This is a genomic window from Rhodococcus sp. 3258 (genome assembly GCF_031456475.1).
In the GTDB taxonomy this organism is placed as follows: Bacteria; Actinomycetota; Actinomycetes; order Mycobacteriales; family Mycobacteriaceae; genus Rhodococcoides; species Rhodococcoides fascians.
Map to the genome: position 1 here is coordinate 171,778 of NZ_JAVDUT010000006.1, position 25,270 is coordinate 197,047.

Consider the following 25,270-nt stretch of genomic DNA (forward strand, 5'->3'; position numbering starts at 1 on the left):
CACCGAGTTCGGGCCGGTATAACGGCACCATGCGCAGCTACTCGATTCGTGACATCCGGCCCGGCGACGAGCAGCAGATCGGTACAGCACACGTTGCGATCTGGAAGGCAACGTATGCGGGAATGATCAACGGTGCGAAGTTGGATGCGATGAGGCCCGCGCAACGCATCGAACGGTGGCAGCAGATCATCGCCCATCGCGACGAGTCGTCGGCGCGTGGAGTTCGCACCCGATGTGCAGTCGACGTTGGCGACTCACGCATTGTCGGCTTCGCGACCGGAGGACCCCCGCGCGACGAAAATCCGCCTGCACACAGGGAATTGTGGTCGTTGAACGTTCTGCCCGAACACCACGGCACCGGCATTGCACTGGCGTTGATGAACGACGCACTAGGTGAGGACACTCCCGCTGCGTATCTGTGGGTGGCCGCCGCCAACGAGCGCGCGATCGCCTTCTATCGCAAGAACGGGTTCGAGCTGGACGGCGAAGCCCGCTTCGACCCGACGTGGGAATGCCACGAGGCGCGCATGGTCAGGGCTTGACGGGTGGTTCGTTTCTGGATCGGTCGGAGTTCGCGTTCTCGGGATTCAGCACGACGTCGGTCACCACAGGCGTCGTGTCGACAGCCCGATCGTTGGAACGGACAGCCACCGTGTTCGGCAGGAACGCATCGAGGGCGCGGGGCGTGATCCACCACAGCAGGGCCGCGAACAGGATCAAAATGTTGATCCACTGCAGCACCGTCGCCGAATTGTCGGACGGAATCACCCGGTCGAAGACCTGGATGTTCATCACGAATCCATGAATGAGGATCAGCACCCACAATCGCCGATATCGGTAATACACCCACACCGCCGCCGCGCCCCATATGGCTGCCCACAGGAATCCGCCGCCGCCGAAATACAGGTACAGGAAGCCCCGCAACGTTGCCGACAACCCCATGATCGCCCAGATCGGCATCCTGCCCACCAACAGCAGAACCGGCAGAGCCACCAGAATCGGCTCCTCCCTCAGACCGACAGCGAGCGCGGAAACGACTGCAAGCCAATCCGATTCGACAGAGGCAGGGATAGAGAACCCGAACCGGACGATATTCAGTCGCGACAATACGAGCACTATCGCCGACGCCGCGCCGATCGCAGCACACCAAGTCAACGCAGCCTCGCGCGCGGAGCCATGCCGCAGAGGCAGCACCGCCGGCAAAGTCCGTCGCCGCGCGAGATGCACCGCGCCGATCGCGATCGCCCCCACAACGACCTGCAGTGCGCCGACCGCGAGATCGGTCCACTGATCGTGCATCGTGAGGATCGGTGCCGGCGCATGCGGCTCACGAAAACGCCACAGCGCACCCACCAAGCCGATGAAATACACGACGACCCACCCGACCACCAGAGCCGCAACCATCACGGCGGTACCGGCAGCGGTCAGACCACGCCGAGGCGAGCGAGCACGAAGACCCGCGTCGACACCGGTCGTCACCAGACCACCACCATTCCGCTCGATACAGATCGCCGAACAGCTTGTTTATCACGCCTCGGCCGAGAAATCAGTATGGTCCCGGCGATACGAACCGGCGGTGCCACTCACGGCCGGGTGTCACGGTCGGACTCATCGCTCGAATCTTTCGTGCCGACGATGTCGTCTCGCAGTTCCGCGAGCAGCCCCTTCCTCGGGGTGCCGCGACGCGATTCCCATACGTCGACCATCGCGAGCACCACCAGAACACAGCCGATCGGGCCGCCCTGGAACCAGGAGAACTGCAGGTCCCAGAAGAACAGCGCCAGCACAGCTCCGACGACGATCACGACGATGCTGCCCGCCTCTCGTACCTTCATCGCTTCCCTTTCATCGATTCGGACCACAACCAGGTCAGACCAGATTCAGTTCGATCGCCGCATTCGCGGCCAGTAGCGCGCCCACCACGATCGACACCGTTGCCGCTACGTCGCCGGTCCAACGGTCCACGCGCCGCACCAGCGGTCGCGTGACCGACGAAATACGCTCCTGCGCAACCACTCCGACAGCCAGCAGGACGAGGGCAGGCGACAGCATCACAAGCACGTAGGCCGCCAGAATCGACACCGAGGACAACCGCCCCAGGTCCGCATCTCCCACGATGGCAACTGCCGAAAAGTAGGGCAGCATCGTCGCCACCTCCACCGCGCCCACAGCGACCGCGAGCAGAACAACCCCGCGAACACTTCCCGGGGGCCGCGTCCACCACGCACTGCTGGGGACTCGACGCCGACGGTCGCAGACCACCCCCACGAGCAGGACTACAACACCCACCGCCAACCGAATCCACGCGTCACCAGGAATCGCCACCCTCAGGCCGTCGGAGGCCGCCCAGACGGCGATACCGACCCCGAGGTACAGCAGCCCCAACACACACAGATGGAGCAGAACGACACCTGCCCGAAACGACGGCCGCAGCATCATCCACAACGGAACTGCAAGTGTCCCGACTCCGATGCTGTCCACCAGCGCAAGCCCGGCGAGCTTAAATAACACAGCTGTACCGTAACACGGTTTCAGCACAGTCGTGTCGAAAAAACGCTCTCGTGCTAGAACAGACCGATGCCGAAGATCGTCGACCACGACGCACGCCGAGCGGAGATCGTCGCCGCCGTGTGGCGCGTCATCGAACGAGCAGGAATGAACGGGGCGACGGTACGCAGCGTCGCTGCCGAAGCCGGCGTCTCCCCTGGATCACTGCGGTACTACTTCTCCGATCAAGGAGAACTTGTCCTCTTCGCGGCCGAGGCCATGACGCAACGCGTCGTACATCGGTTGGAGGAACATCCGGCCGGCGGTGACGGCCTGGTTCGCGCGATCCGAGTCCTCGAGGAATTACTGCCACTCGACGAGGACCGCCGCGCCGAGGCATCGGTGTGGCTGGAAGCGCTCGTGCGTGCCAGATTCGACGAGCGACTAGCCGCCCTCAAGACGGCCGGGTGGTTCGGCAGCCGTTACCTCTGTCGGCTCGCGTGGGCGCACCTGCACGATCTCGATCGACCGAACTCCCCCGCATTCACATTCGACAGCACCGTCGACGAATATGCCGCGGCCGAACTGCATACCTACATCGACGGACTGACATTGCAGGCGGTGACGTATCCCGAGCAACTCACGGCCGACGAGGTACGTCGGTTGTTGCGCACTTATCTGGAGCCGCAGTCCTGAACCGAGTCCACGGGAAATTTGCGGCCGTAGAGCCACCCGATCACGGCGACCACGACGCCCGCGGCAGCGATCGCGGCCAATACCGACCCGAAGCCCGATGCCTCGACGACCCGCCCGACCACCAACGGTGCCAGCAGAAATCCGGCACGCGAGATCAGCGAGACGGTCGAGATCGCCGCAGCCGACGAGACGCCGGGAAGCCGTCCGGCCAGGCTGAACACGATGGGAAACAGCGGACTCGACCCCAGGCCGGCGACCGCGAACGCGGCAATGACCAGAACAGGCACGTCGACGGCGAGCACCGACAGCCCCGCGATGCCCGCAAATGCGACCGCAACCAGCGCTGCGCCACCCGTCAGTACCGACGACGGTCCGAACCGATCTACGATCCGGTCACCCACCAGGCGTCCCACCAACATGGCCACCGAGAACGCGACGAACGCCAGACCGGCAGCGCCAGGACCGGCCCCCTGCTCGGTCGTCATGTACACCGCGCTCCAGGACTGCGGGAAATCCTCCATCAGGCCGGCCAGCAGAACTACCGCGCCGAGCATGGCCAGCGCCGCAATCGGACGGCCGACGGCCGGCTGAGGAGTTGGGCCGTCGGCGGACTCATCCGGCCGCGCATCCGGACCCAACAGACCCCGGCCGACCGCCGCGAGCGCAAGAACCAGCACCACGGCGACGCAGGCGAAGTGCACTGCGACCGGAAGGCGAGCACCCGCGGCCGCAGAACCCGCCACTCCGCCCACCACCGCCCCGACGCTCCACGCGGCATGAAAGCCACTGAGCAGAGATCGACCCGCACGCTCCTCGACCAGCACTCCCTGAGCATTCATGGAAATATCCATCACCGCGTCGGCCCCGCCGAGCAGGACCAGAGCTGCCAGCAGCGTCCACCACGACACCGCCACAGCGGGGAGCACGAACGCACCGCACAACAAGAGTCCCGACGCGAGAACAGCCCACCGACTGCCGAATCGGTGAACCAGCACGGCGGCAACGGGTGCTGCGGCAAGCCCGCCGACACCGACCCCTGCAAGTGCGAGACCTAGCGTGGCAACATCGATGGACAACGAGTTCTGGATCTCGGGAATGCGGGGTGCCCAGTTGGCGAACACCGCGCCGTTGACGAAGAAGACGATCAGAACGGACAAGCGAGCACTGGTTTTCGGGCGGCCCATAGTGCCGCGAGCCTATCGTTGATGGGACTACCCAACCCGTTACTCGAGGTAACGTCGATGGGATGCATGTGTCCGACCGCCTCACCGACCACGTTCCCGAGAGTTGGCTCGCGCCCCTCGTCAAGCACGCCGAGGCTCTGAAGTTCCTCATCGTCGGAGCAATCACCTTCGTCGTCACCGTCGTGCTGTTCTTCGGCTTGAAGTGGACGATCCTGCAGGACAAGCCGGTGACAGCCAATGTTCTGGCTGTGCTGATAGCGACGATCGTGTCGTACGTTCTCAACCGGGAATGGTCGTTCACTGCCCGCGGCGGACGACGTCGCCATCACGAAGCAGCGCTGTTCTTCGCCGTCGCCGGGACCGGTCTGGCCATCAACCAATTGCCGCTCTGGGTGTCGAGTTACGTGCTGGATCTGCGCGCTCCCAACGTGTCTTTCATCACCGAGAACATCGCGGACTTCGTCAGTGGCTCCATTGTCGGCACCCTGCTCGCCACCGCCTTCCGGTGGTGGGCAATGCGGAAGTTCGTTTTCCCCGAGCCGGTGAACGTCGTTCAAGACGAGGTTGCCCTGACCGTTTACGGTGGACGGCATGGCGACCACTAGGACCCTCGTGCTGATGCGGCACGGCAAATCCGGCTACCCCGACGGCGTGCCCGACCACGAGCGGCCACTGGCTCCACGCGGCCAACGGGAAGCAGGACTGGCAGGAGCCTGGATCACCGAGCACGTCGGCTCCGTCGACGCCGTGTTGTGCTCGACGGCTCTGCGGACTCGCGAGACCTTGGCCGCCACCGGCCTCGGCGATGCACCCACCCGCTTCGAGCGAGACATCTACGGTGGTTCGGCCGACGAAATCATCGACGAAATCAAACTGGCGGACACCTACTTCGACGACGTGACTGTCTCGACACTGTTGGTCGTCGGACACGAGCCCGGAATTCCGTGGACGGCACTCGAACTGGCCGTCGACGACGACACCGACGTGGCCCGCGAAGTGCGACACCGCTTTCCCACCTCGGCGATCGCTGTGCTGACCACCGAATGCAGCTGGGCCGAGCTGGCAGCAAGTACCGCCACGATCACCGAATTCTGCATCCCCCGCGCCGATTCCGACGGCGCGTAGACCCGACTAACGGTTCCGGAGATACAGGTAGCCGGCACCGCCTGCGGCGATCAGAAGAATCAGCGCGGCGGGAAACCCGAGAAGCCACCACACCACCGCGAGCACCACCAATGCAGGTGCGGCGGCAATCAATGCAATACCGGGATTCTCGCGAACCGTTTCCAGCGCGGACTGTGCATGGACTCTGTCGATCTTCTTGCCTGCCATCGTCGACTCCCTTTTCGTGTCCCGTATGCGTAATTTCCACACTAGCGCGGCCTACTACGACTTTCGGTGGACCGCCGCGTCGTACGTCGGTAGGAATCACCAGCTACGACGCCTCGGCAGGGTGTCGCATCAGAGTCGACTCGCGTGAGATCGGCCCATGGACAATCCAATTCTGCTCACCATCGCCGTCTGCGAAGTCGGGTTCTGGGTGCTGGTCCTCGGCGGCCTGTGCGTGCGCTACCTGGCTCGGATGCGGCGAGCCAGCACCGTCGTGCTGGCTCTGCTTCCGATCCTCGACCTCGTCCTCGTCGCTGCCGTCGCCGTCGACTTGCATCGCGGCGGGGAGGTCGAGTTCGCTCACCGTCTCGCCGGTATCTACCTCGGTTGGACCCTCGTGTTCGCACACTCCACTGTGGCCTGGCTGGACGTGCGCTTCGCCCACCGGTTTGCGGGAGGACCGGCACCGTCCACGCCACCCAAGACCGGACCGCAGGCCTACCGCAACGAGATCCGAGGATTCGTGAAATGGCTGTGCGCTGCGGCAATAGCACTGGCTATCACCTACGTGCTGGCGGCCACCGTGGCAGACTCGGATCAGGCAGCAGCGTTGAAAACAGTGGTGCAACCGCTCGGCGTCATCACGTTCTTCTGGTTCGTCACCGGACCGCTGTGGGTGCTGGGAACCAAGAGCCCTGGGCGCTCGAAAGATACTGCAGTAGTCTCGAAAGACACTGCAGGAGAACGGAGTCGACGCTGATGATGGGCAGGTCCCGGATACCGAACACGTTCCGCCCTTCCTGGCGGCCCCGTAATCCGGTGGTCCTGCCCGTCGAGATGCTGCTGGCCACCGTCGTCTACGCCGCATTCCAACTCTCGACGGGCATGGTCGGCGACACCAGAGACGAACTCGTCGAGAGCCCGGCCCTGATCACGGTAAGTGTCGTCGCAGTACTGGCGATGACAGCGGCGACCTGCGTCCGCCGGACCTACCCTGTCTTCTCGTACTCGGCTGTGGTCGCGATCAGCGTCGCACTCATCCTCGTATTACCCGAGCGCACTTTGGGTTTCACTCCCCTGTACTGGTTCGCCATCGCCGCGTTGGCAATTCGCGTGAGCGGCCCTCGACTATTCGTTCCCCTCGGCGCAGGATTGATACTGGAGATCCTGGTCAGCGTCGATACACGCCTGTCCTTTCCCGACGCCGCAGCCGGACCTGGCGGCACCGTCGGAGTGGTGGCCGAACAGATCGCCAACCTGGCCATCAACTACACGGTGCTCATCGCGCTGGGTAAATACATCGCACGTGGCCGGGCCCAGGAACTGGAGAGCGAGGCGGCACTGGGGCGGGCCGAATCGGCGCACCGGGAACGCCTGGAGACAGCTCTGGACAACGAGCGGCGCACCATGGCGCGCGAATTGCACGACGTCGCAGCCCATCACCTCACCGGCATGCTCATCCAGGCCAAGGCTTCGAGGACTCTCATCACGAGCGACCCCGAGCAGGCACGCGAACTACTCACCGGCGCAATCGGACACGGTCAACGCACCCTCGACAGTCTCCGCCAAATTGTCGGCATCCTGCGCCCGACCGACAATGACGGCGGCGCACCACAGCCCATGATCTCCGATATCACCGACCTCGTCGAACAGTCTCGAATGTCGTTCGCCTCCATCGACTTCGAGGTCACCGGCGACGCAGCCCGGATGGACAGCGCGGTGCAGTTGACGTGCTTTCGCATCGTGCAGGAGTCCTTGTCCAATGCTCGACGCCACGCGCCCGGTTGCGCCGCGCTGGTCCAGGTCAGCACTGGAGCCGCGAATGTCGAGGTGACCGTTTCCAACACGATTGCTTCCCCCACCTCCGGTCATGACGATTCCTCGGGTCAGGGATTCGGTATTCCCGGCATGCGGGAGCGAGCAGCCCTCTTCGGCGGGACGCTGGAGGCCGGGCCGAACGAGCTCGCCGAAGGCAGAGGCTGGGTGGTGCGCGCGCAACTACCGGTCGACGGCAAGATCTCTCGCCCCGACGGGGTACCGGCATGATCAGAGTACTGATCGTCGATGATCAACCCGTGGTTCGGCAGGGATTCGAGCTGTTCCTGGCCGGCAACTCCACCATCGAGGTCGTCGGACACGCCTCGTCGGGACGTCATGCCGTTCAACAGGTCTCGGCGCTGCAGCCCGACGTCGTACTGATGGACATTCGGATGCCGAACGGCGACGGACTCACCGCGACACGGGAAATCCTGGCGCGATTCGACGATGTTCGCGTCATCGTCGTCACCACCTTCGATCTCGACGAGTACGTGTTCGCCGCACTCGACAGCGGTGCATCCGGATTTCTGCTCAAAGACGCAGATCCGGACGAGCTCATCGACGCCGTGACGACCGTCGCCGCCGGCGGAGCGGCCCTGTCGCCGCGCGTCACCCCGCGGTTGATGGCGGAGTTCGCGCGACGCGGGGCACCACAGCGATCGGCGAGAAGCACTGCCCCACAACATGACCTGAGTCTCCGGGAGATGGAGGTGGTGCAATTGCTCGCGACAGGGCTGGGCAACAGCGAGATCGCCCGATCACTGCGACTCGAGCAGAGTACGGTCAAGACCCACATCGGGAACATCTGCCGCAAGCTCGAGGTCAGCACCCGAGTGCACGTGGTGATCTGGGCCTACCGCAACGGTCTGGTGAGCAGCTAGGCCTATCCGAACCCTAAGCCGCTGAACGTTCCTCGTCGTCAGATGTCTCGCTGTCCGATGTCTCGTCGGCAAGTTCCAGCATCGACCCGGATTTGTCGGTGTACTGAAAGTGCGGTCGCTTGTCGCCGATGTACGACGTCATCCACGACACCACTGCAACGTAACGATTGCGGAAGCCCACCAGGTACATCAGGTGCACCGCGAGCCACATCAACCAAGCGATCGGTCCGGACATGTCGACCTTGCCGAACAGTCGAGCCACCGCACTGAATCGGCCCACGATCGACATGCTGCCCTTGTCGACATACTTGAACGGCGTTCCCGCGTCGACCTTCCCGATGATCGTCTTGGCTACGTGGCGGCCCTGCTGCATCGCGACCGGCGACTGTCCCGGCAGCTTGTGCAGCGAGGTCACGTCGCCGATCGCGTAGATGTCCTTCGCGGTACCGACGGTGAGGTCGTCGTGCACGAGCAACCGACCGGCCCGATCGGTCTCGCACCCGGTGCGATCGGCGATCGTCGCCGCCAGCTCACTGGCCTGAACGCCGGCCGACCAGATCACGGTCTTGGCCGGGTAGGTGCGCGAGGTCTTCGAGTCGACGTCCTGCACAGTCACGACGTCGTCGGCGATATCGGTCACCATGGCGCCGGTGACGACGTCGACGCCCGACTTCTCCAGCTTGGTGCGGGCATAGGCACTGAGCTTGCCGCCGAAAGCGGGGAGTACTTCTTTCACACCGTCGACGAGGGTGACCGTGACGTCGTCGGGTCCGATATCGGGGAACGAGCCGGCGAAGTACCGGTGCGCGAGATCCCTGATCTGGCCGGCCAGTTCGACGCCGGTCGCGCCTGCACCGACGACCACGAAGCTGAGCAGCTCCTTGCGTACGTCGAGATCGGTGGTCTGGTGCGCCTTTTCGTAGCAGCTCAGAATCTGCTCACGCAGGGCGATTGCGTCGTCGACTGTCTTGAGCGCGAAGGTGCGGTCCTTGAACTCGTCGCGGCCGAAGTAGGCCTGAGTGGCTCCGGTGGCGACGATCAGGCGACCGAAACCGATGGTGTGGCGTTCGCCGCCACCGACGTAGGTGACCTGATGGCTTTCGGGATCGACGTCGACCACTCGGCCCAGACGCACGTCGGCGGAGTCGTACTGCGCGAGAATGCGCCGGATCGGCGGGGCGATCTCGCCCGTCGAGATCATCCCGGTTGCTGCCTGGTAGAGGAGCGGCTGGAACAGGTGCTCGGTGGTGCTGGAGATCAGAGAGAACGTCACACCGGCCTTGCCCAGAGCCTTGGCCGCGGCCAACGCTCCGAATCCCGAACCCACGATGACGACGTCGTACGTTTTCACAGCACTTCCCTTTCCGAGCACACATTTCTTGTAGATCGCAGAACTACCTCCATGAAACTCCGCCGTTCCTGCGCTATCAACGCGAAAGTTGAAATAGCATCCATGAGCAGAACTCATGAATGGAGGTCGCCGTGGAGCTGCGGCAACTGAAGTACTTCCTCGCGGTCGGGGAAGAACTCAACTTCTCCCGTGCCGCCGAGCGGTGCTACGTCTCGCAATCGGCGATCAGTCTGCAGATCTCCAAGCTCGAACGCGAGATCGGTGAGCCGCTGTTCGAGCGCACCTCACGCACAGTCCGATTGACCGTCGTCGGAGCACAATTGGTGTCCATCGCCCGCCACATGGTGGAGCTCGAACAGGCAGCGTTGGCGCTGACGACCAGGCGTCGAAACCAACTCCGCCTCACCGGAAACATGACGTTCGCCGCGAACGCCATCTCGGCAATCGTCGCGGTACGCGAACGCCATCCCGACGCCGAGATCGACTTCGTTCTCAAACGATTCGCAGAACAGATCGAAGCGGTGACGTCGGGTGACTGCCAGGTGGCACTGATCCGCGGCAGCGTCGAACGCTCCGGTCTGCACGTCACCGAACTGTGGACCGAGGACCTCGTCGTCGTCCTCGCAGAGGGCCATCCCCTGGCCGGGGAACCCAACCCGAGCCTGAGCCAACTCGCCGAATACCCACTGCTGCTACCCAAACGAAGCGAGCAGATTCTGTTGCACCGCGTCATCGAACGCGAGATGAAACGCAGTGGGCTTCCACTGACCTTCGGCCCGCCGGTGGCGTCCGATCACACCGCGAGCGCCGAACTGCTCAACCACCCGCAATGTTGGTCGATCCTCTACGCCAGCACGGCCGAGAGCACACCCAAAACCGGCCTCGTCTTTCGCACCGAGGCCGACCGTCGGCTGCGACTACCCGTCTCGGCAGTGGTCGACGCGACCGTGCCGGCCACCGACATTCAACGCGATCTGGTTGCCGCGCTGGCAGATACGGCACCGGCCCAGCCGACAGCTCCGGTTCAGCCCACAGCTCCGGTTCAAGAAACAGCGGCGGAGAGCTGAGCGAAAGCGGCGTCCGCGGCGAACAGTTCGGCCCGGTCGAACGTCGACGTGGAGGCCATGATCTCGTCCGCTCCGGTGCGCTCGATCAGCTCGTCGAGCCGGGGCCGAACCTGCTCGGCCGTGCCGAGGATGGTTGCGTCCAACGAGGATTTGATCCGATCTCGGGTGCGCGGCGTCCACCGCGTTTCGTCGATCGACGAGGCGGGTTCGAGCGCCGGAAATTCACCCTCGCGCCGCGATCGCGCCATCGCCCATGCCTCCGGGAGTGCGAGACGGCGCGCGTCTGCCGCGTCCGCGGCGATCGTCACATCGAGCGAGACGATCACGTACGGCTCCGACAGTTGCGAACTCGGCCGAAAGTGCTTGCGATACAGCGCCAATGGGTCGTCCCCGCGCAATACCGGACCACCGACGACCACCGGCAGCCCGGCGCGGGCAGCGACCTCGAGACCGGCACCGGTCGCGAGCACGAACATCGGCGGCGGCGCGGTTGCCGGCCGCGCAGTCACAGGACCGGACCCGTCCAGATACGACCGCAGTTCGGCGATGTCGGCCTCGAACGTATCCGGGGCGTCACGGTCTCGACGCAGGGCAGCGCGCACCGGCTCGGTGAACCCGAGCGACCGCCCGACGCCCAGGTCTACCCGACCCGGAAACAGCGACTCCAGCATCAGAAACTGCTCGGCCACGATCAGCGGTTGATGGTTGGGCAGCATCACCCCGCCGGATCCGACGCGAATGCGCGAAGTCTGCGACGCCACCGCCGCTGCGAGAACCGCGGGCGCGCCCGAGGCGATGCCGGGTACCGCATGATGCTCGGCCACCCAGAACCGGTGCAGCCCGAGCTTTTCGGCGTGCACGCCGCGTTCGACGGTGTGACGGAGCGCTGCGGCGTCGTCGACGCCTGCCCTCGTGCGGGATCGGTCGAGCAGTGAGAAGAACACATCTGCTGCAACCGGCGGGGCGTCGGGCATATTTCTCGGAACGACCTGCTCATCGCGGACTGAATGTGTCCGCAATGGGGCTCATCATTGCTTCATGACTCTCACCATGAAGATCGAACTCATCACCGTCCCTGTCACCGACGTCGACCGCGCCAAGGAGTTCTACACCTCGATCGGGTTCGATGCCGACCACGACGCACGCCCATGGGAAGGCATTCGGTACGTCCAACTCACTCCCCCGGGATCGGCGTGCTCCATCGCCATCGGCGAGGGCATCACCGACGCCGAACCCGGTGCCGGCGCAGGCATTCTGATGGTTGTCGACAGTGCCCAGGAGGCCTACGACCACCTCACCGCGGTGGGCCTGACCGTCGAGGAGCCGAAGGACGAGGGCTGGGGAACATTCGTGTATTTCGCGGACCCCGACGGCAACAAGTGGTCGCTGCAGCAGTTGCCGGCCCAGCCCTAGTTCGGAAAGCCCTGGTTCGGTAAGAAAGCCAATCGCGCCAGGATGCCGCGGTGGTCGGAGCCGGGGACGGTCACGGCCTCGACCGAACGAACCCCCATGTCTGCCACCAGAACATGGTCGATGGCAATGACCGGCGGGTGCCAGGTGTGCGCCGGATACGTCCTGAGCATGCCTGCTCCCGTGGCCACCGCGGCGTCGACGAATCGGCCGTCCTGCAGGTCGCGGTAGCGCCGGTGGTCCTGCGTGGCGTTGAAGTCCCCGGCCACCACGACGGGTCCGTCGTCGGCGGGGATCTTGGCCAGCAGCTGCCGAAGCAGCCCGAGCTCACGTACCCATTCGGACGGCTCCCGCGGCCACGGAGGAACAGGATGCACCGCGAACACCAGCGGCCGACCCGGCATCTGCACCCGAGCCGACAGCAGTTCGGTCACGAAGCCGTCGTGCCGCTGCTCGTCGGCGAGAGGAAATCGGCTGTAGATGCCGGTTCCGTTGCCTCCGGGTCCGGCGCTGACGTGGGCGTGCGGTAACAGCTCGGACAGCCTGGGTCGAAGACTCGCATCTGCCTCGGGCGTGAGCTCGACGAGAGTGAGCACATCCGGCCGATGGTGTTCGACGAGCGCGATCAACGCATCCGGATCGGCCTGGCCCAGCCAGATGTTGGCGTGCAACACCGTCAGGTCCGACTCGCTCGGCCTCCGGGCGACGCGGCGGTAGCCGAGCCGGAACTGGGTCGCGACCGCCGCGGCAGAGACCGCCGATCCTGCCGTCAGCCCCCACCCACCGAAGGCCACACCAGCCAACACAGTTCCGGGGACGGCCGCGAGCATGAGGACATGTGCCAAAGCCGCAGCGACCGCCATCGGCTGCGCACGTCCGTCGACCAGGTGCGCGACGACCCCGATAACCGCCACGACGAGCAGTAATACAGCCACCGATGCCGACACCATGAGCGGAGTCTGGCAGGCAAACCTGAGGCCGAGCTGGGAGCCGTCCCGAAATACGACCGGACCGTTGGCTTTCTTGTCGCAAACACGACAGAATCGGGAGCGCTGTCCGCGAGGTGTCCGAGGGGGAAGTACTGCCGTGAATAGAAGGCAACTGTTGCGGTTGGCCGCTGCCGGAATGCTCGGTGCCGCTGCAGCCCCGGTCCTGAGTTCGACCGGACTGGCCGGATCCCCCGTCGCCGGCGCTCTGCCGATCGGAGCAGACCGCATCCGGTCGCTGGTACCCGAACTCTTCGCCGACCCTCCCCGGCCACCGGACCACTCGCCCGTCATCGTCATCGGTTCCGGCTTCGGAGCGAGCGCCGCCGCCCTACGCATGGCCCAGGCCGGCACCGCGGTGACCGTCCTCGAGCGCGGACTGCGCTGGCCGCGCGACCCCTGGCGCGAAATCTTCACGGCGGACATGACGGCCGACGGCCGCGGACTGTGGCAGCAGAACTCGTTCACCAACATCACCGGTCTCCCCGTCGGACCGGTCGATCTCTTCGGCGGTGTCCTCGACACCACCCGCTACGAGAACCTCTCGGTCTGGCGCGGCGCGGCCGTCGGCGGCGGATCCGTTGTGTACACCGGCGTCACCATCGCACCGAACAAAAAATTCTTCGACCTCTCGTTCGGCGGACGCCTGAACTACGACGAGATGGCAGCCACCTGGTATCCCAAGGCCCGTTCCATGCTCCGGCCGTCGGCGATGCCCGAGGACGTCTACAACAGCCCCAACTTCGCTCACTCACGAACCTGGGACGATCACGCCCGCCGTGCAGGCTTCCGCCCCGAAGCAGTCGACGGCAACTGGAACTGGAACGTCGTGCGCGACGAGATCGCCGGCCGCTCCCGGCCGTCCGCGACCGTCGGGGAAAGCACTTTCGGTAACTCCAACGGTGCCAAGCACGACCTGACCCAGAACTACATCCCCCAAGCCGAAGCCACCGGTAACGCGACGGTGTGCCACAGCCACCGCGTCGCAGCGATCGGCAGCGAATCCGGCGGCCGCTACCGCGTCGACATCGAACGCCTCGACCCGTTCGGCAACATCGTCGAGACCCGGACACTCACGTGCGACACCCTCGTCCTCGGGGCCGGATCCATCGGTACCACCGAACTGTTGATGCGCGCACGCACCACCGGAGCATTGTCGAACCTCAACGAATTCGTCGGCACCGGCTGGGGCACCAACGGCGACGCCTCGATGACGAGATCCCTCGGACCGATGTCTGCCGGACCGCAGGCTGCGCCCTGCGCATCCCGCATCGTCGACGACTCCGGACTGCCCCTGACCGTCGAGAACTGGTACACCCCAGGCGTTCCCGTGAACATGGGCTTCCTCGGCTCACTCGGTATGACCATCGACCCGCTTCGGGGGAACTTCGGATTCGATTCCGCCGCAAACAGATTGACCCTCAACTGGCCCAAGGGTGGCAGCCGAGACACCGTCGAAGCCCTACGCGCCGTGCAGAATCGCATGGCGCAGGCCGGCGGCACCATCGTCGCCGCCGAACCGTTCACCCGCGATGTCGACGACACCTTCACCGCGCACCCCCTGGGCGGCGCAGTACTCGGCGACGCCACCGACGATTACGGTCGCGTCAAGGGCCACCCCGGGCTCTACGTCGTCGACGGTGCCCTGATCCCGGGCAGCACCGGTGCCGCCAACCCGTCACTGACCATTACCGCACTCGCCGAACGCAACGTCGCACAGATCATCGCCGACGGTCGCTGAGCCGTCTTTCCAGAGGTATACCCATGCACCATCCCGCCACCAGACTTGCCGAAAATCACGATCTGGCACCTGCGGCCGACACACTGCGCGACGCATTTGCCGACTACCCATGGACGCGATGGGTGATCCCGGCCGAGGACTACCTGGCCACGCTGCAGGAACTCCAGCAGCTGTACCTACAACATGCACATCGACACGGAATCGTATTGCTCACCGCCGACTACGCCGGGGTCGCTGCACTACTGCCCGTAGATGCCCCTCCACCCGGTGACGAATCCATCGCGCGGATCATCGAGCTACACGGAGATCGGATCGACCGACTGTCCTCCAGCGACGCAGCACCGGGGTCATGGACACTGGAAACGCTCGGCGTGCAACCGCATCGGCAAGGGCACGGGATCGGCGGCCTACTGCTCGAGAAGGCCGTCGAGGAAGCACAGCAACGTGGTGCCTCCGGGTTGGCTTTGGACACATCGGATCTGCGCAACGTGCGCCTGTACGAGCGGGCCGGGTTCCGTGTTTCGAGCCACGCCACACCGAGTGAGGGGCCCGAGGTGTGGTCCATGATCCGAACATTCGGCACGGGATGAGCCTGCGGCACCAGGCGCTACCCCAGCTGGATCTCCGGCCGCCCCTCGGGAACGGTGACCGTCATGGCCGTGCGAACCGGCTTACCCGGCGTCGACACGGCGTCGAGAACCCTTACCTCCGAACGCCATTCGGTGGGTGTCAGGGTGCTGCGCAGGTAGCCGCGACGGGCGTTTCCGTACTTGACGTGGGGTGAACCGTCGGCGATCGCAGCACCGGTCTTGTCGATGACGGCACCGTCCTTGCCCGACGCGATGGACGTGGTGGCGATCTCGACTCCCTGCAACGGCGAGACCTGATCCTGGTAGTCGCGTCGCAACTCCGAGACGATCGTCCGGTGGATGTCGCCGACGATCGACGCCACGTTCTTCGTGCCACGATCCCTGGCTCCGTCGAGAATTCGATGCCGGGACGCTTCGTAGCCGCTCCACGGATCCATGCCGACCTTCCGGTCGTTGCCCTGTCCCTGCGCGAGATCGGACATGACGGTCTGATGCGCCAGGAAGTTCCACCTCGACGGCGACGCGAATCCGTCGAGGATCCATTGTTCCTGTGCCGCACCGGTGATGGTGCGCGCCGGATCCGCCGTCTCGGCGTCCTGCGCGTGCTCACCGTCTCCATGAGCCTGATCGCTGCGGTACTGCCGGGTGTCGAGCACCGAGAAGTCCACCAGATCACCGAACGAGAACCGGCGATAGACCTTCATGTCCGGGCCGACGGGCCGCAGGTTCGCGCGCACCGGAGTGTTCTCCCACCACGCCTTGAACGCATCGGCCCTGCGTAGCAGGAACTCTCGTGGATCGTCGTTGTCCTGGCTGATCTGCGAGGCCCAGTTGTTGTCCACCTCGTGGTCGTCGAACGTCGAGACGAACGGTGCCGACGCATGTGCGGCAGCCAAGTTCTCGTCTGCCTTGTACAGGGCGTACCTATCGCGATAATCGGCCAGCACCATGGTTTCTCGGGCCGCCGACTCGGTGCGCGGCTCGCCCGCCCGCGCACCCTCGTTCTTGATCGCGTACTCGTAGATGTAGTCGCCCAGAAAGAACACCACATCGAGATTCGAGGCCGCCAGGTCCTGGTACGCGCCGAAAAACCCGTCCTCCCACTTCTGGCACGAAGCCCAGGCGAAATCGAGCGTGCTCAGCGGCTGCCCAAGTGCGGGTGCAGTTTTGGTGCGACCGACGGGACTCGCATGTGGGCCGACCAGGAAACGGTAGAAATACTCGCGCGCCGGCTCGAGCCCGCGCACATCGACGTGAACGGACCAACCGTCGAATTCGGTTGCCAGCTCGACCCCCTGCGCTGCGATACGCCCGAACTTTTCATCGGCAGCGATCTGCCACTGGACCGGCACCACACCGGGCGTCATGCCGCCCAGCGGGGCGAACGGATCGGTGGCGAGTCTGGTCCACAGCACCACCGAATCGGGCAACGGATCGCCGGAGGCAACACCGAGACGGAAGGGATAGTCGGGGGTGATCACCGACTGCGCACCTGCAGTCGCGGATGTCCTCGCAAGCTCGGGCGTGAAGGCCAGCGCCCCCACCAACGCACTCCACGTCAGAAACTGTCGACGTGTGGCCCCGGCCCGCAGAGAAATGTCGCGACCGATCCTGACGTCGCTACCTCGGTTCACCATTGCCCGAGACTCTCGTGCCCGGGCAAACTACATCCGTCATCGATTCGACGCAGAAATGAACACGGTAGATCCATTCGATTCAGGACCGTAACCGTCCGCGATCTCGGGAATCGTCAGGGCATGACGAACATCGACCGCACAGGATCCCAGATCGACCACCTCAATATCGGCGTCGCCGATCTCGCCGCCAGTGCCGAGTTCTACGGTGCCGCTCTGGCACCGCTCGGCATCACCGAGATCATGCGCGTGCCGCACACACCCGAAGCGAACCAGCTCGCCATGGTCGCATTCGGCTGGGCGCAGGTGAAGCCCTTCTTCTGGATCGTCGACGCGCCGGGGTCGGCGATCGGCCCCCACACCCATCTCGCGTTCAGCGCACCGGACCGCACCACAGTCGACGCATTCCACGCGGCAGCACTGTCGGCGGGCGCGACCGAACTCCGGCCTCCAGGACTACAGCCGGAATACCACGCGACCTACTTCGGATCCTTCGTGCGGGACCTCAACGGCATCGACCTCGAGGCCGTGTGTCACCACGGATGAACGCCCGGTCGTCATCCGAGGTGGAGGTGTCTCACTGCGGCCGCGGCAGTGTCCCGTTGGCTCGCACGTGGTCTCGCAGACGAGTGAGAAGCGGTTCGAGAGTGGCGACGTCCTCGGGTGCGAGCGCGTCGAAGAACAGGCGACGCACGACGTCGACGTGCCCCGCCGCCGATGCGTTCAGAGCGGCCCTGCCTGCCTCGGTGAGCACTGCATCCGTGGCCCGTCCGTCGGTAGTCGAGACAGCGCGATCGGTGAGCCCTCGCGTGGACATCCGCGCGAGGTGATGGGAGGCCCTGCTGCGCTCCCAGCCGATCTCGGCGGCCAGTTCGGTCACCCGGCGACGACCGTCGGGACTGTCCGCCAGTGCGACCAGCACCGAATAGTCGGCCAGGGACAGACCGTGCTCTTCGGTCAGCTGCCGGTTCATCTCGAACGTCATCTGCAGCGACAAACCCATGTAGGCGCGCCACGCCGATTCCTCGATGGGCGTCAACCACGGAGTGCTTTCGGGGTTACTGGGTGACATGTCACGTACTTTCTGCGATGCTGGGTCCGGGGGCACCGGCGCACCGAACCCCGACCACCAACCCTAGGGGCACACCATGAATCGCAGCACTCCCGCAGAGCTGGCACGCCGCAACGTCGTCGAAGTATTCAACACGAACGACGACGCGAAACGACGCGAACTCATCGAGTCCATGTATCACCCGGACGCGGTGTTCTACGACGCCGAGAACACCGCCACCGGGAGAGAGCCGGTCATCGAGGCTATTCGAGCGCTGGTCGGGCCCTCCGAGGGTCTGACATTCGCCGTCACTGCCGAGCCCACCGCCCTGGGTGACGTCGCCCGAATCTCCTGGGCACTGTCGCCGCCCGACGCCCCCGCCGTAGTCTCGGGCCAGGACTTCGTCGTCGTGAAGGACAACCTGATCACCGAGCTGTACACGTTCATCGACCAGCCATAGCCGGCCACCCACAAGACTCGACACCGCCGACGTACGCGTCAGATGAGCCGCGCCCCGGGGCCCGCCTTGCCCAGCTCGTCGCCTGGATTGAGCAGACTGCATTTGTTGAGGGAGAGACATCCGCAGCCGATGCAGCCGGTGAGTTGCTCCTGCATCCGCGCAATCGACTGCTTCCGATCCTCCAACCGCTGGTTCCATGCAACCGAAATCTTGGCCCAGTCGCGCTTGTTCGGGGTGCGCCCCGACGGTAGGGACGCAAAGACCTCGGCCACCTCGGCAAGCGGTATTCCGAACCGCACCGCGACCTGAATCAGGGAGATCCGCCGAATGGCATGACGGGGAAACTTTCGGACGTTGCCCGCCGTCCGCTCGGCGGGAACGAGCCCGAGAGTCTCGTAATACCGGACCGCGGACACTGCGGCCCCGGTTCTGGCCGCGACCTCCCCGATAGACAACAGTTCGTCACTGATACGGATCATGCTGCCTCCCAGCCGACACGACGAGTTGATCTCAAGTGCACTCGAGATCCTAGCCTTACACACCATGCACTCCCCCACCCAATCCACGACCGGAACCTGGCGACAGCTGCTCGGCGCTCGCTACCTCGGCACCGCTACCGTTCTCGCCGGCGGCGTCGCGCTGTACGCCACGAACGTCTACCTGACGACCAGCCTGCTCCCCACAGCCATCGACGAGATCGGCGGCCAGCGCTACTACGCCTGGACTGCAACGGTTTTCCTCGTTGCGTCCGTCATCTCCTCGATGCTGGTCAGCAAAGTTCTGGCCGCCCGCGGACCTCGCGGTGCCTACCTGATCGGCCTGACGGCCTTCGCTCTCGGCACCGTCGTGTGTGCCGTCAGCCCCACGATGGAACTCTTACTGGTGGGCCGCACAATTCAGGGCGCAGGAGGTGGCCTACTGGCCGGACTCGGCTACGCCGTCATCAATGCCGCACTGCCGCAACATCTCTGGACGCGAGGTGCGGCTCTGGTCTCGGCCATGTGGGGTGTGGGAACGTTCGCCGGACCGGCCGTCGGCGGCATCTTCGCGCAATTCGGAGCCTGGCGAATGGCCTTCGGTGTGCTCGTTCTCGCAGCTCTGGCCATGGCTGCCCTCGTCCCGCGAGCACTGCCCGCCCACACCGCTGAAGCCACCGAACCCAGCCCGGTACCGACACTGTCGCTGACCCTGCTCACCACAGCTGCCCTGCTGGTGAGTATCGCCGGCGTGGTCTCCAACCTCGCGATCACCGCGGCAATGGTCCTGGGAGGAGTACTCCTGCTGATCGCCTTCGTGGCCGCCGACCGTCGCGCAGCGCACGGCGTACTCCCCCCGTCGACCTTCGGCGCGTCCGCGCTGAAATGGATATACCTGACCATCGTCGTCCTCGCCGTCGCGTCCACGGTGGAGACCTTCATCCCACTGTTCGGCCAACGTCTCGCCGGATTGGCACCGCTGGCCGCCGGATTCCTCGGAGCCGCACTGGCGCTCGGGTGGACCCTCGGCGAGATACCGAGCGCATCGGCCACCGCTCCACGCGTCGTGCGACGCATCGTCATCGCAGGCCCGATCCTCGTCGCCGCCGGATTGTGCATCGTGGCAACGTGTCTCGCCGACCAAGCAGGTCCCGGTTCCATCACCACGTGGGTAGTGGGTCTGCTCGTCGCGGGCGTCGGAATCGGAATCGCGTGGCCACACTTGGCCGTCGGTGCCATGACCTCCGTTGCCGAACCCGGCGAAGGCGCACGAGCCTCAGCCGCCATCAACACTGTTCAGCTGATCGCCAACGCCTTCGGAGCAGCTCTGGCGGGTGTCCTGGTGAACCTCGGGGAACCGTCGACGCTGCGATCGGCGCAGTTGCTGCTGTTCACCTTTGCGGCGCTGGCATTCGTCAGTGTTGCAGCGGCGGCGCGATCGCAGCGCGCGTAGGTCGTCGGCTGCCCGGATCAGGTCTGGACGACCCAGATCGAATTGCCGTCGGGATCTCGCAAGGCGAACATCGGCGGCACGCCGTCCACCTCTTCCATGAAGTCGTCGAGATCGACGCCGCCGAGAGCGCTGAGCCGCTTGTGCTCGGCCGCGACGTCAGCTGTCTCGACACCGATGGACCCGCCACCGGGCGTACCTCCCATCGGCGGGTTGAGGGCGAGCCGCGCCGTCGAACCCGGCGGGGCCACTTCCAACCACCGGTATTCACTCTCGGGACCGAAGCGCAGATCACCGCGAATCTCGAACCCGAGAACGCGGGAGTAGAAATCGAGGGCTGCGTCCTGATCGGCGACGGTGAACATGGCCACGCCGATGTTCACGATGGTGCTGGGTGTTTGCTCGGTCATACCGGTACCGACCCGAGTGCCGCGGGAAACTCACCGCGCCCCCTCCACATAGAACAAAGCCCCGCACCGACCGAAGTCGATGCGGGGCTTTGTTGGTCACGCCCTGTCGTCGTGAGTGGAAACTCGTAGTGGGCTACGAAGTTCCGTGCACGTGCGACGGAGTCGCTCTAGCGGTATTCGTTGGAGAAACCGTAGTCGTCGAGCGGCACTGCAGCACCGGTTCCCTGGCCGAAGCCGTCCGGGCTGTAGTACTGATCGTCGTACGACGGCACCGCGTATGCCGCGGCACGTGCCTCTTCGGTCGGCTGCACCGTGATGTTCCGGTACCGGTTGATGCCGGTACCAGCCGGGATGAGCTTACCGATGATGACGTTCTCCTTGAGACCTATGAGCTTGTCGCTACGGCAGTTGATCGCCGCGTCGGTGAGCACACGAGTGGTCTCCTGGAAGGACGCTGCCGACAGCCACGAATCGGTGGCCAGCGACGCCTTGGTGATACCCATCAGGACCGGACGTCCGGCTGCGGGCTCGCCACCCTCGGAGACCACGCGACGGTTGCTCGACTCGAATTCGCTGCGCTCGGTGAGTGAACCGGGCAGGAATTCGGTGGAGCCGCTGTCGATGATCGTCACGCGACGGAGCATCTGGCGCACGATGGTCTCGATGTGCTTGTCGTGAATCGACACACCCTGCGACCTGTACACCTCCTGGACCTCGTTGACCAAGTGGATCTGAACCTGGCGAGGACCCATCACGCGCAGCACCTCGTGCGGATCGGCAGCACCTTCCATGAGCTGCTGGCCGACCTCGACGTGGTCACCGTCCGCCAGAAGGCGCTCGGTGCCGTCGTCATGCTTGAAGACGCGCAGACGCTGACGCTTGGAGAGCTTGTCGTAGACAACCTCTTCGCCGCCGTCGTCCGGGACGATGGTGATCTTGTAGAAACGATCGCCGTCCTCGAGCTGGATGCGTCCCGACACGTCCGCGATCGGAGCCTTGCCCTTCGGCACACGTGCCTCGAACAGCTCCTGCACGCGAGGCAGACCGCCGGTGATGTCATCTCCGGCGACACCACCCTGGTGGAAGGTACGCATGGTCAGCTGGGTACCGGGCTCACCGATGGACTGTGCGGCAACGATACCGACGGCCTCACCGATGTCGACCAGCTTGCCGGTGGCCATCGAGCGGCCGTAGCAGGTGGCGCAAACGCCGGTTCCGGTGGTGCAGGTGAGCACCGAGCGAACCTTGACCGAAGTGATGCCCGCAGCGAGCAGCGCGTCGATGGCCGGGTCACCGAGATCGTGTCCGCGAGCGACGATGACCGTGCCGTTCTCGTCGACAGCGTCGTTAGCCAACGTGCGGGCGTACGTGCTGGTCTCGACGTGAGCGTCGCGGATCATCTTGCCGTCGGCGGTCTTCTCGGCGATCGTCGTGACGATGCCGCGCTCGGTGCCACAGTCGGTTTCCCGAACGATGACGTCCTGCGAGACGTCGACCAGACGACGCGTCAGGTAGCCCGAGTCGGCGGTACGAAGCGCGGTATCGGCCAGACCCTTACGAGCGCCGTGCGTGTTGATGAAGTACTCGAGGACCGTCAGGCCTTCCTTGAAGGAAGACTTGATCGGACGCGGGATGAACTCACCCTTCGGGTTCGTCACCAAGCCCTTCATGCCGGCGAGCGAGCGAACCTGAGTCATGTTTCCGGCTGCGCCGGACTTCACGATCATCGGGATCGGGTTGTCGTCGGGGAAGTGAGCCTCCATGGCCTTACCGACCTGCTCGGTCGCGTCCTGCCAGATCTTGACCAGTGCGGAGTTGCGCTCGACCTTGTCGAGTGCGCCGCGCTGGTACTTCTTCTCGATCTGATCGGCCTGAGCCTCGAAGGTCTCCATGATCTGCGGCTTCTCCGGCGGCACGAGAACGTCGGAGATCGAGATCGTGACACCCGAACGCGTGGCCCAGTAGAAGCCTGCGTCCTTGAGCTTGTCGACGGTCTGAGCGACGACGATCATCGGGTAACGCTCGGCGAGATCGTTGATGATGGTCGACTGACGCTTCTTCGGCATCTGCTCGTTGACGAACGGGTAGTCCGCCGGAAGCAGCTCGTTGAAGAGCACGCGTCCCAGAGTGGTCTCCGCGGTCCATGCATCGCCGCGGTTCCAGCCCTCGGGGAACAGCTCGTTCTCGATGTCACGCGGCGGGCGCTGCGTGGTGAGACGAACCCGAATCTGCGACTGCACGGTCAGCGATCCACGATCGACGGCCATCTGAGCCTCGGCCGGGGAGGAGTACGCCCCGAACTCGGCCTGATCGGTCGATGCGTCGACGCGCTCGCCGACAGCACCGGCATCGAGCCGCGTCAGGTGGTACAGACCCGTCACCATGTCCAGACGCGGCATGGCGAGCGGACGGCCCGATGCCGGCGAGAGGATGTTGTTCGACGACAGCATCAGCACGCGTGCCTCGGCCTGAGCCTCGGCGGACAGCGGGAGGTGGACAGCCATCTGGTCACCGTCGAAGTCGGCGTTGAACGCCTCACAGACGAGCGGGTGCAGCTGGATGGCCTTGCCCTCGACGAGCTGCGGCTCGAACGCCTGGATGCCCAACCGGTGCAGGGTGGGTGCACGGTTCAGCAGCACGGGGTGCTCGGCGATGACCTCTTCGAGAACGTCCCACACCTGCGGACGCTGACGCTCGACCATGCGCTTGGCCGACTTGATGTTCTGCGCGTGGTTCAGATCCACCAGACGCTTCATCACGAACGGCTTGAACAGCTCGAGTGCCATCAGCTTCGGCAGACCACACTGGTGCAGCTTGAGCTGCGGGCCGACGACGATGACCGAACGGCCCGAGTAGTCGACGCGCTTGCCGAGGAGGTTCTGACGGAATCGTCCCTGCTTGCCCTTGAGCAAGTCGGACAGCGACTTCAGCGGGCGGTTACCCGGTCCGGTGACCGGACGTCCACGACGGCCGTTGTCGAACAGGGCGTCGACCGACTCCTGCAGCATCCGCTTCTCGTTGTTGACGATGATCTCGGGAGCACCGAGATCGATCAGACGCTTGAGGCGGTTGTTGCGGTTGATGACGCGGCGGTACAGGTCGTTGAGGTCGGACGTCGCGAAACGGCCACCGTCGAGCTGCACCATCGGACGAAGCTCCGGCGGGATGACCGGGACAGCGTCGAGAACCATGCCCATCGGCGAGTTACGGCCGGCCTGGAACGCAGCGACGACCTTCAGACGCTTGAGCGCGCGCAGCTTCTTCTGACCCTTGCCACTGCGGATGGTCTCGCGAAGAGACTCCGCCTCGGCATCGATGTCGAAGGTCTGCATGAGCTTCTGGATCGACTCGGCACCCATGGCACCGGTGAAGTACTCGCCGTACCGGTCGATGAGCTCGCGGTAGATGAGCTCGTCGACGATGAGCTGCTTGGGAGCGAGCTTGGTGAACGTGGTCCAGATCTCTTCGAGACGATCGAGCTCACGCTGCGCGCGGTCACGGAGCTGACGCATCTCGCGCTCGCCGCCGTCCTTGACCTTGCGGCGCACGTCGGACTTGGCACCCTCGGCTTCGAGCTCGGCGATGTCGGCTTCGAGCTTCTGCGCACGAGCCTCGAGATCGGCGTCGCGCTGATCTGCGACGGCCTTCTTCTCGACCTCCATCTCGGCCTCGAGCGTCGAGAGCTCGTTGTGACGGAGCTCGTCGTCGACCGTGGTGATGACGTATGCAGCGAAGTAGATGATCTTCTCGAGATCCTTCGGAGCCAGGTCGAGCAGGTAGCCCAGACGCGACGGCACACCCTTGAAGTACCAGATGTGCGTGACCGGAGCGGCCAGTTCGATGTGGCCCATGCGCTCACGACGAACCTTGGCGCGAGTGACCTCGACGCCACAGCGCTCACAGATGATGCCCTTGAAGCGGACGCGCTTGTACTTGCCGCAGTAGCACTCCCAGTCCCGAGTGGGGCCGAAGATCTTCTCGCAGAAGAGGCCGTCCTTCTCGGGCTTGAGCGTGCGGTAGTTGATGGTCTCCGGCTTCTTGACCTCGCCGTAGGACCACTGACGGATGTCGTCCGCAGTGGCAAGGCCAATGCGAAGTTCATCGAAGAAGTTGACGTCGAGCACGTAACTTCCTTTCCCCGTTATGGGTGTTGTGCTGGAAGAGCAAATGAGAGAAACGCCTGCCGGATCCGCTTGGGGCGGATCCGGCAGACCGTTGAACTACTGAGCTGGCTGCATGACCGCGTTCA

General features: G+C 64.7%; 27 protein-coding genes. 14 read left to right on the forward strand and 13 right to left on the reverse strand.

Translation table 11 applies throughout. The annotated features are described in order from the left end of the window. Window positions 1-29 precede the first annotated feature (29 nt). Window positions 30-542 carry a GNAT family N-acetyltransferase gene (locus tag J2X62_RS19430; RefSeq protein ID WP_032365296.1) on the forward strand — a complete coding sequence of 171 codons (513 nt, stop codon included), beginning with the start codon at window positions 30-32 and terminating at the stop codon, window positions 540-542. On the opposite strand, the gene J2X62_RS19435 is transcribed toward J2X62_RS19430, so the two are convergent. From J2X62_RS19435 to J2X62_RS19445, 3 genes are all read right to left on the reverse strand, one after another. After that, the gene (locus J2X62_RS19435) at window positions 532-1,479 is read right to left on the reverse strand and encodes a CPBP family intramembrane glutamic endopeptidase (RefSeq protein ID WP_051365264.1); all 948 of its coding nucleotides are present in this window, start codon (window positions 1,477-1,479) and stop codon (window positions 532-534) included. The two genes, J2X62_RS19430 and J2X62_RS19435, sit on opposite strands and share 11 nt — an antisense overlap. Window positions 1,480-1,583: 104 nt before the next feature. After that, window positions 1,584-1,835, reverse strand: coding sequence for a hypothetical protein (locus J2X62_RS19440; protein WP_027498194.1), 252 nt, complete (start codon window positions 1,833-1,835; stop codon window positions 1,584-1,586). 34 nt (window positions 1,836-1,869) lie between these two features. Continuing rightward, on the reverse strand, window positions 1,870-2,511 hold the full coding sequence (locus tag J2X62_RS19445) for a GAP family protein (protein WP_161631823.1): 642 nt from the start codon (window positions 2,509-2,511) through the stop codon (window positions 1,870-1,872). Between the two features lie 66 nt (window positions 2,512-2,577). Between J2X62_RS19445 and J2X62_RS19450 the strand changes: the two genes are divergently transcribed. Continuing rightward, entirely contained in the window at window positions 2,578-3,183 is a 606-nt protein-coding gene (locus tag J2X62_RS19450; protein ID WP_027498196.1) for a TetR/AcrR family transcriptional regulator, read from the forward strand. Here J2X62_RS19450 and J2X62_RS19455 read toward each other — a convergent pair. Continuing rightward, window positions 3,162-4,367 (reverse strand): MFS transporter, encoded by a 1,206-nt coding sequence (locus J2X62_RS19455; RefSeq protein WP_057472787.1) that lies wholly within the window; start codon window positions 4,365-4,367, stop codon window positions 3,162-3,164. The two genes, J2X62_RS19450 and J2X62_RS19455, sit on opposite strands and share 22 nt — an antisense overlap. A 62-nt stretch (window positions 4,368-4,429) precedes the next feature. Between J2X62_RS19455 and J2X62_RS19460 the strand changes: the two genes are divergently transcribed. Both J2X62_RS19460 and J2X62_RS19465 read left to right on the forward strand, forming a co-directional pair. Beyond that, the gene (locus J2X62_RS19460; RefSeq protein ID WP_057472786.1) at window positions 4,430-4,972 is read left to right on the forward strand and encodes a GtrA family protein; all 543 of its coding nucleotides are present in this window, start codon (window positions 4,430-4,432) and stop codon (window positions 4,970-4,972) included. After that, a complete protein-coding gene (locus tag J2X62_RS19465; RefSeq protein WP_032390682.1) occupies window positions 4,959-5,492 on the forward strand; it encodes a histidine phosphatase family protein in 534 nt (177 codons plus the stop codon). Before J2X62_RS19460 ends, J2X62_RS19465 begins: the two co-directional genes overlap by 14 nt. A gap of 6 nt (window positions 5,493-5,498) precedes the next feature. Here the strand turns inward: J2X62_RS19465 and J2X62_RS19470 are convergent, their stop codons facing one another. Then, the gene (locus tag J2X62_RS19470) at window positions 5,499-5,699 is read right to left on the reverse strand and encodes a membrane protein (protein ID WP_027498199.1); all 201 of its coding nucleotides are present in this window, start codon (window positions 5,697-5,699) and stop codon (window positions 5,499-5,501) included. A gap of 157 nt (window positions 5,700-5,856) precedes the next feature. On the opposite strand from J2X62_RS19470, the gene J2X62_RS19475 reads away from it, so the two are divergent. From J2X62_RS19475 to J2X62_RS19485, 3 genes are read left to right on the forward strand one after another with little or no spacing between them, the layout of a single operon-like run. Further along, window positions 5,857-6,456, forward strand: coding sequence for a hypothetical protein (locus J2X62_RS19475; protein ID WP_235579919.1), 600 nt, complete (start codon window positions 5,857-5,859; stop codon window positions 6,454-6,456). Further along, window positions 6,456-7,742 carry a histidine kinase gene (locus J2X62_RS19480; protein ID WP_310182679.1) on the forward strand — a complete coding sequence of 429 codons (1,287 nt, stop codon included), beginning with the start codon at window positions 6,456-6,458 and terminating at the stop codon, window positions 7,740-7,742. The genes J2X62_RS19475 and J2X62_RS19480 overlap by 1 nt, the downstream gene beginning before the upstream one ends. After that, window positions 7,739-8,395, forward strand: coding sequence for a response regulator transcription factor (locus J2X62_RS19485; RefSeq protein ID WP_032365291.1), 657 nt, complete (start codon window positions 7,739-7,741; stop codon window positions 8,393-8,395). Before J2X62_RS19480 ends, J2X62_RS19485 begins: the two co-directional genes overlap by 4 nt. Window positions 8,396-8,408: 13 nt before the next feature. Here J2X62_RS19485 and J2X62_RS19490 read toward each other — a convergent pair whose 3' ends face one another. Then, a complete protein-coding gene (locus tag J2X62_RS19490; protein WP_032381392.1) occupies window positions 8,409-9,746 on the reverse strand; it encodes an NAD(P)/FAD-dependent oxidoreductase in 1,338 nt (445 codons plus the stop codon). Between the two features lie 131 nt (window positions 9,747-9,877). Here J2X62_RS19490 and J2X62_RS19495 point away from each other — a divergent pair, with 131 nt between their 5' ends. Further along, on the forward strand, window positions 9,878-10,813 hold the full coding sequence (locus tag J2X62_RS19495) for a LysR substrate-binding domain-containing protein (protein ID WP_032365455.1): 936 nt from the start codon (window positions 9,878-9,880) through the stop codon (window positions 10,811-10,813). Here the strand turns inward: J2X62_RS19495 and J2X62_RS19500 are convergent. Further along, window positions 10,789-11,787 carry an MsnO8 family LLM class oxidoreductase gene (locus J2X62_RS19500; protein WP_032365290.1) on the reverse strand — a complete coding sequence of 333 codons (999 nt, stop codon included), beginning with the start codon at window positions 11,785-11,787 and terminating at the stop codon, window positions 10,789-10,791. The genes J2X62_RS19495 and J2X62_RS19500 overlap by 25 nt on opposite strands. 64 nt (window positions 11,788-11,851) lie before the next feature. Between J2X62_RS19500 and J2X62_RS19505 the strand changes: the two genes are divergently transcribed. After that, the gene (locus J2X62_RS19505; RefSeq protein WP_027498203.1) at window positions 11,852-12,226 is read left to right on the forward strand and encodes a VOC family protein; all 375 of its coding nucleotides are present in this window, start codon (window positions 11,852-11,854) and stop codon (window positions 12,224-12,226) included. Here J2X62_RS19505 and J2X62_RS19510 read toward each other — a convergent pair. After that, window positions 12,223-13,173, reverse strand: coding sequence for an endonuclease/exonuclease/phosphatase family protein (locus J2X62_RS19510; protein ID WP_032390570.1), 951 nt, complete (start codon window positions 13,171-13,173; stop codon window positions 12,223-12,225). The two genes, J2X62_RS19505 and J2X62_RS19510, sit on opposite strands and share 4 nt — an antisense overlap. A 136-nt stretch (window positions 13,174-13,309) precedes the next feature. Between J2X62_RS19510 and J2X62_RS19515 the strand changes: the two genes are divergently transcribed. Beyond that, window positions 13,310-14,950, forward strand: coding sequence for a GMC oxidoreductase (locus tag J2X62_RS19515; RefSeq protein ID WP_032390571.1), 1,641 nt, complete (start codon window positions 13,310-13,312; stop codon window positions 14,948-14,950). Window positions 14,951-14,973: 23 nt separating this feature from the next. Next, window positions 14,974-15,540, forward strand: a complete 567-nt coding sequence (locus tag J2X62_RS19520; RefSeq protein WP_094622710.1) for an N-acetyltransferase — start codon at window positions 14,974-14,976, stop codon at window positions 15,538-15,540. Window positions 15,541-15,557: 17 nt separating this feature from the next. On the opposite strand, the gene J2X62_RS19525 is transcribed toward J2X62_RS19520, so the two are convergent. Beyond that, window positions 15,558-17,177, reverse strand: coding sequence for an alkaline phosphatase (locus J2X62_RS19525; protein ID WP_032390572.1), 1,620 nt, complete (start codon window positions 17,175-17,177; stop codon window positions 15,558-15,560). 120 nt (window positions 17,178-17,297) lie between these two features. On the opposite strand from J2X62_RS19525, the gene J2X62_RS19530 reads away from it, so the two are divergent. Further along, entirely contained in the window at window positions 17,298-17,720 is a 423-nt protein-coding gene (locus J2X62_RS19530) for a VOC family protein (protein WP_032390573.1), read from the forward strand. A 31-nt stretch (window positions 17,721-17,751) separates the two neighbouring features. Here the strand turns inward: J2X62_RS19530 and J2X62_RS19535 are convergent, their stop codons facing one another. Beyond that, window positions 17,752-18,246: a MarR family winged helix-turn-helix transcriptional regulator gene (locus J2X62_RS19535; RefSeq protein WP_032390574.1), complete on the reverse strand. Its 495-nt coding sequence runs from the start codon at window positions 18,244-18,246 to the stop codon at window positions 17,752-17,754. Window positions 18,247-18,322: 76 nt separating this feature from the next. Here J2X62_RS19535 and J2X62_RS19540 point away from each other — a divergent pair, with 76 nt between their 5' ends. Beyond that, window positions 18,323-18,685: a nuclear transport factor 2 family protein gene (locus tag J2X62_RS19540; protein WP_310182688.1), complete on the forward strand. Its 363-nt coding sequence runs from the start codon at window positions 18,323-18,325 to the stop codon at window positions 18,683-18,685. 38 nt (window positions 18,686-18,723) lie between these two features. Here the strand turns inward: J2X62_RS19540 and soxR are convergent, their stop codons facing one another. Beyond that, window positions 18,724-19,161, reverse strand: a complete 438-nt coding sequence (gene soxR, locus J2X62_RS19545) for a redox-sensitive transcriptional activator SoxR (RefSeq protein ID WP_174557295.1) — start codon at window positions 19,159-19,161, stop codon at window positions 18,724-18,726. A 67-nt stretch (window positions 19,162-19,228) separates the two neighbouring features. Here soxR and J2X62_RS19550 point away from each other — a divergent pair, with 67 nt between their 5' ends. Beyond that, window positions 19,229-20,614 carry an MFS transporter gene (locus J2X62_RS19550; RefSeq protein ID WP_310182690.1) on the forward strand — a complete coding sequence of 462 codons (1,386 nt, stop codon included), beginning with the start codon at window positions 19,229-19,231 and terminating at the stop codon, window positions 20,612-20,614. Window positions 20,615-20,631: 17 nt separating this feature from the next. Here the strand turns inward: J2X62_RS19550 and J2X62_RS19555 are convergent, their stop codons facing one another. Then, window positions 20,632-21,021, reverse strand: coding sequence for a VOC family protein (locus J2X62_RS19555; protein WP_045840689.1), 390 nt, complete (start codon window positions 21,019-21,021; stop codon window positions 20,632-20,634). A 167-nt stretch (window positions 21,022-21,188) separates the two neighbouring features. Beyond that, window positions 21,189-25,145, reverse strand: coding sequence for a DNA-directed RNA polymerase subunit beta' (locus J2X62_RS19560; RefSeq protein ID WP_027498213.1), 3,957 nt, complete (start codon window positions 25,143-25,145; stop codon window positions 21,189-21,191). Between the last annotated feature and the right edge of the window lie 125 nt (window positions 25,146-25,270).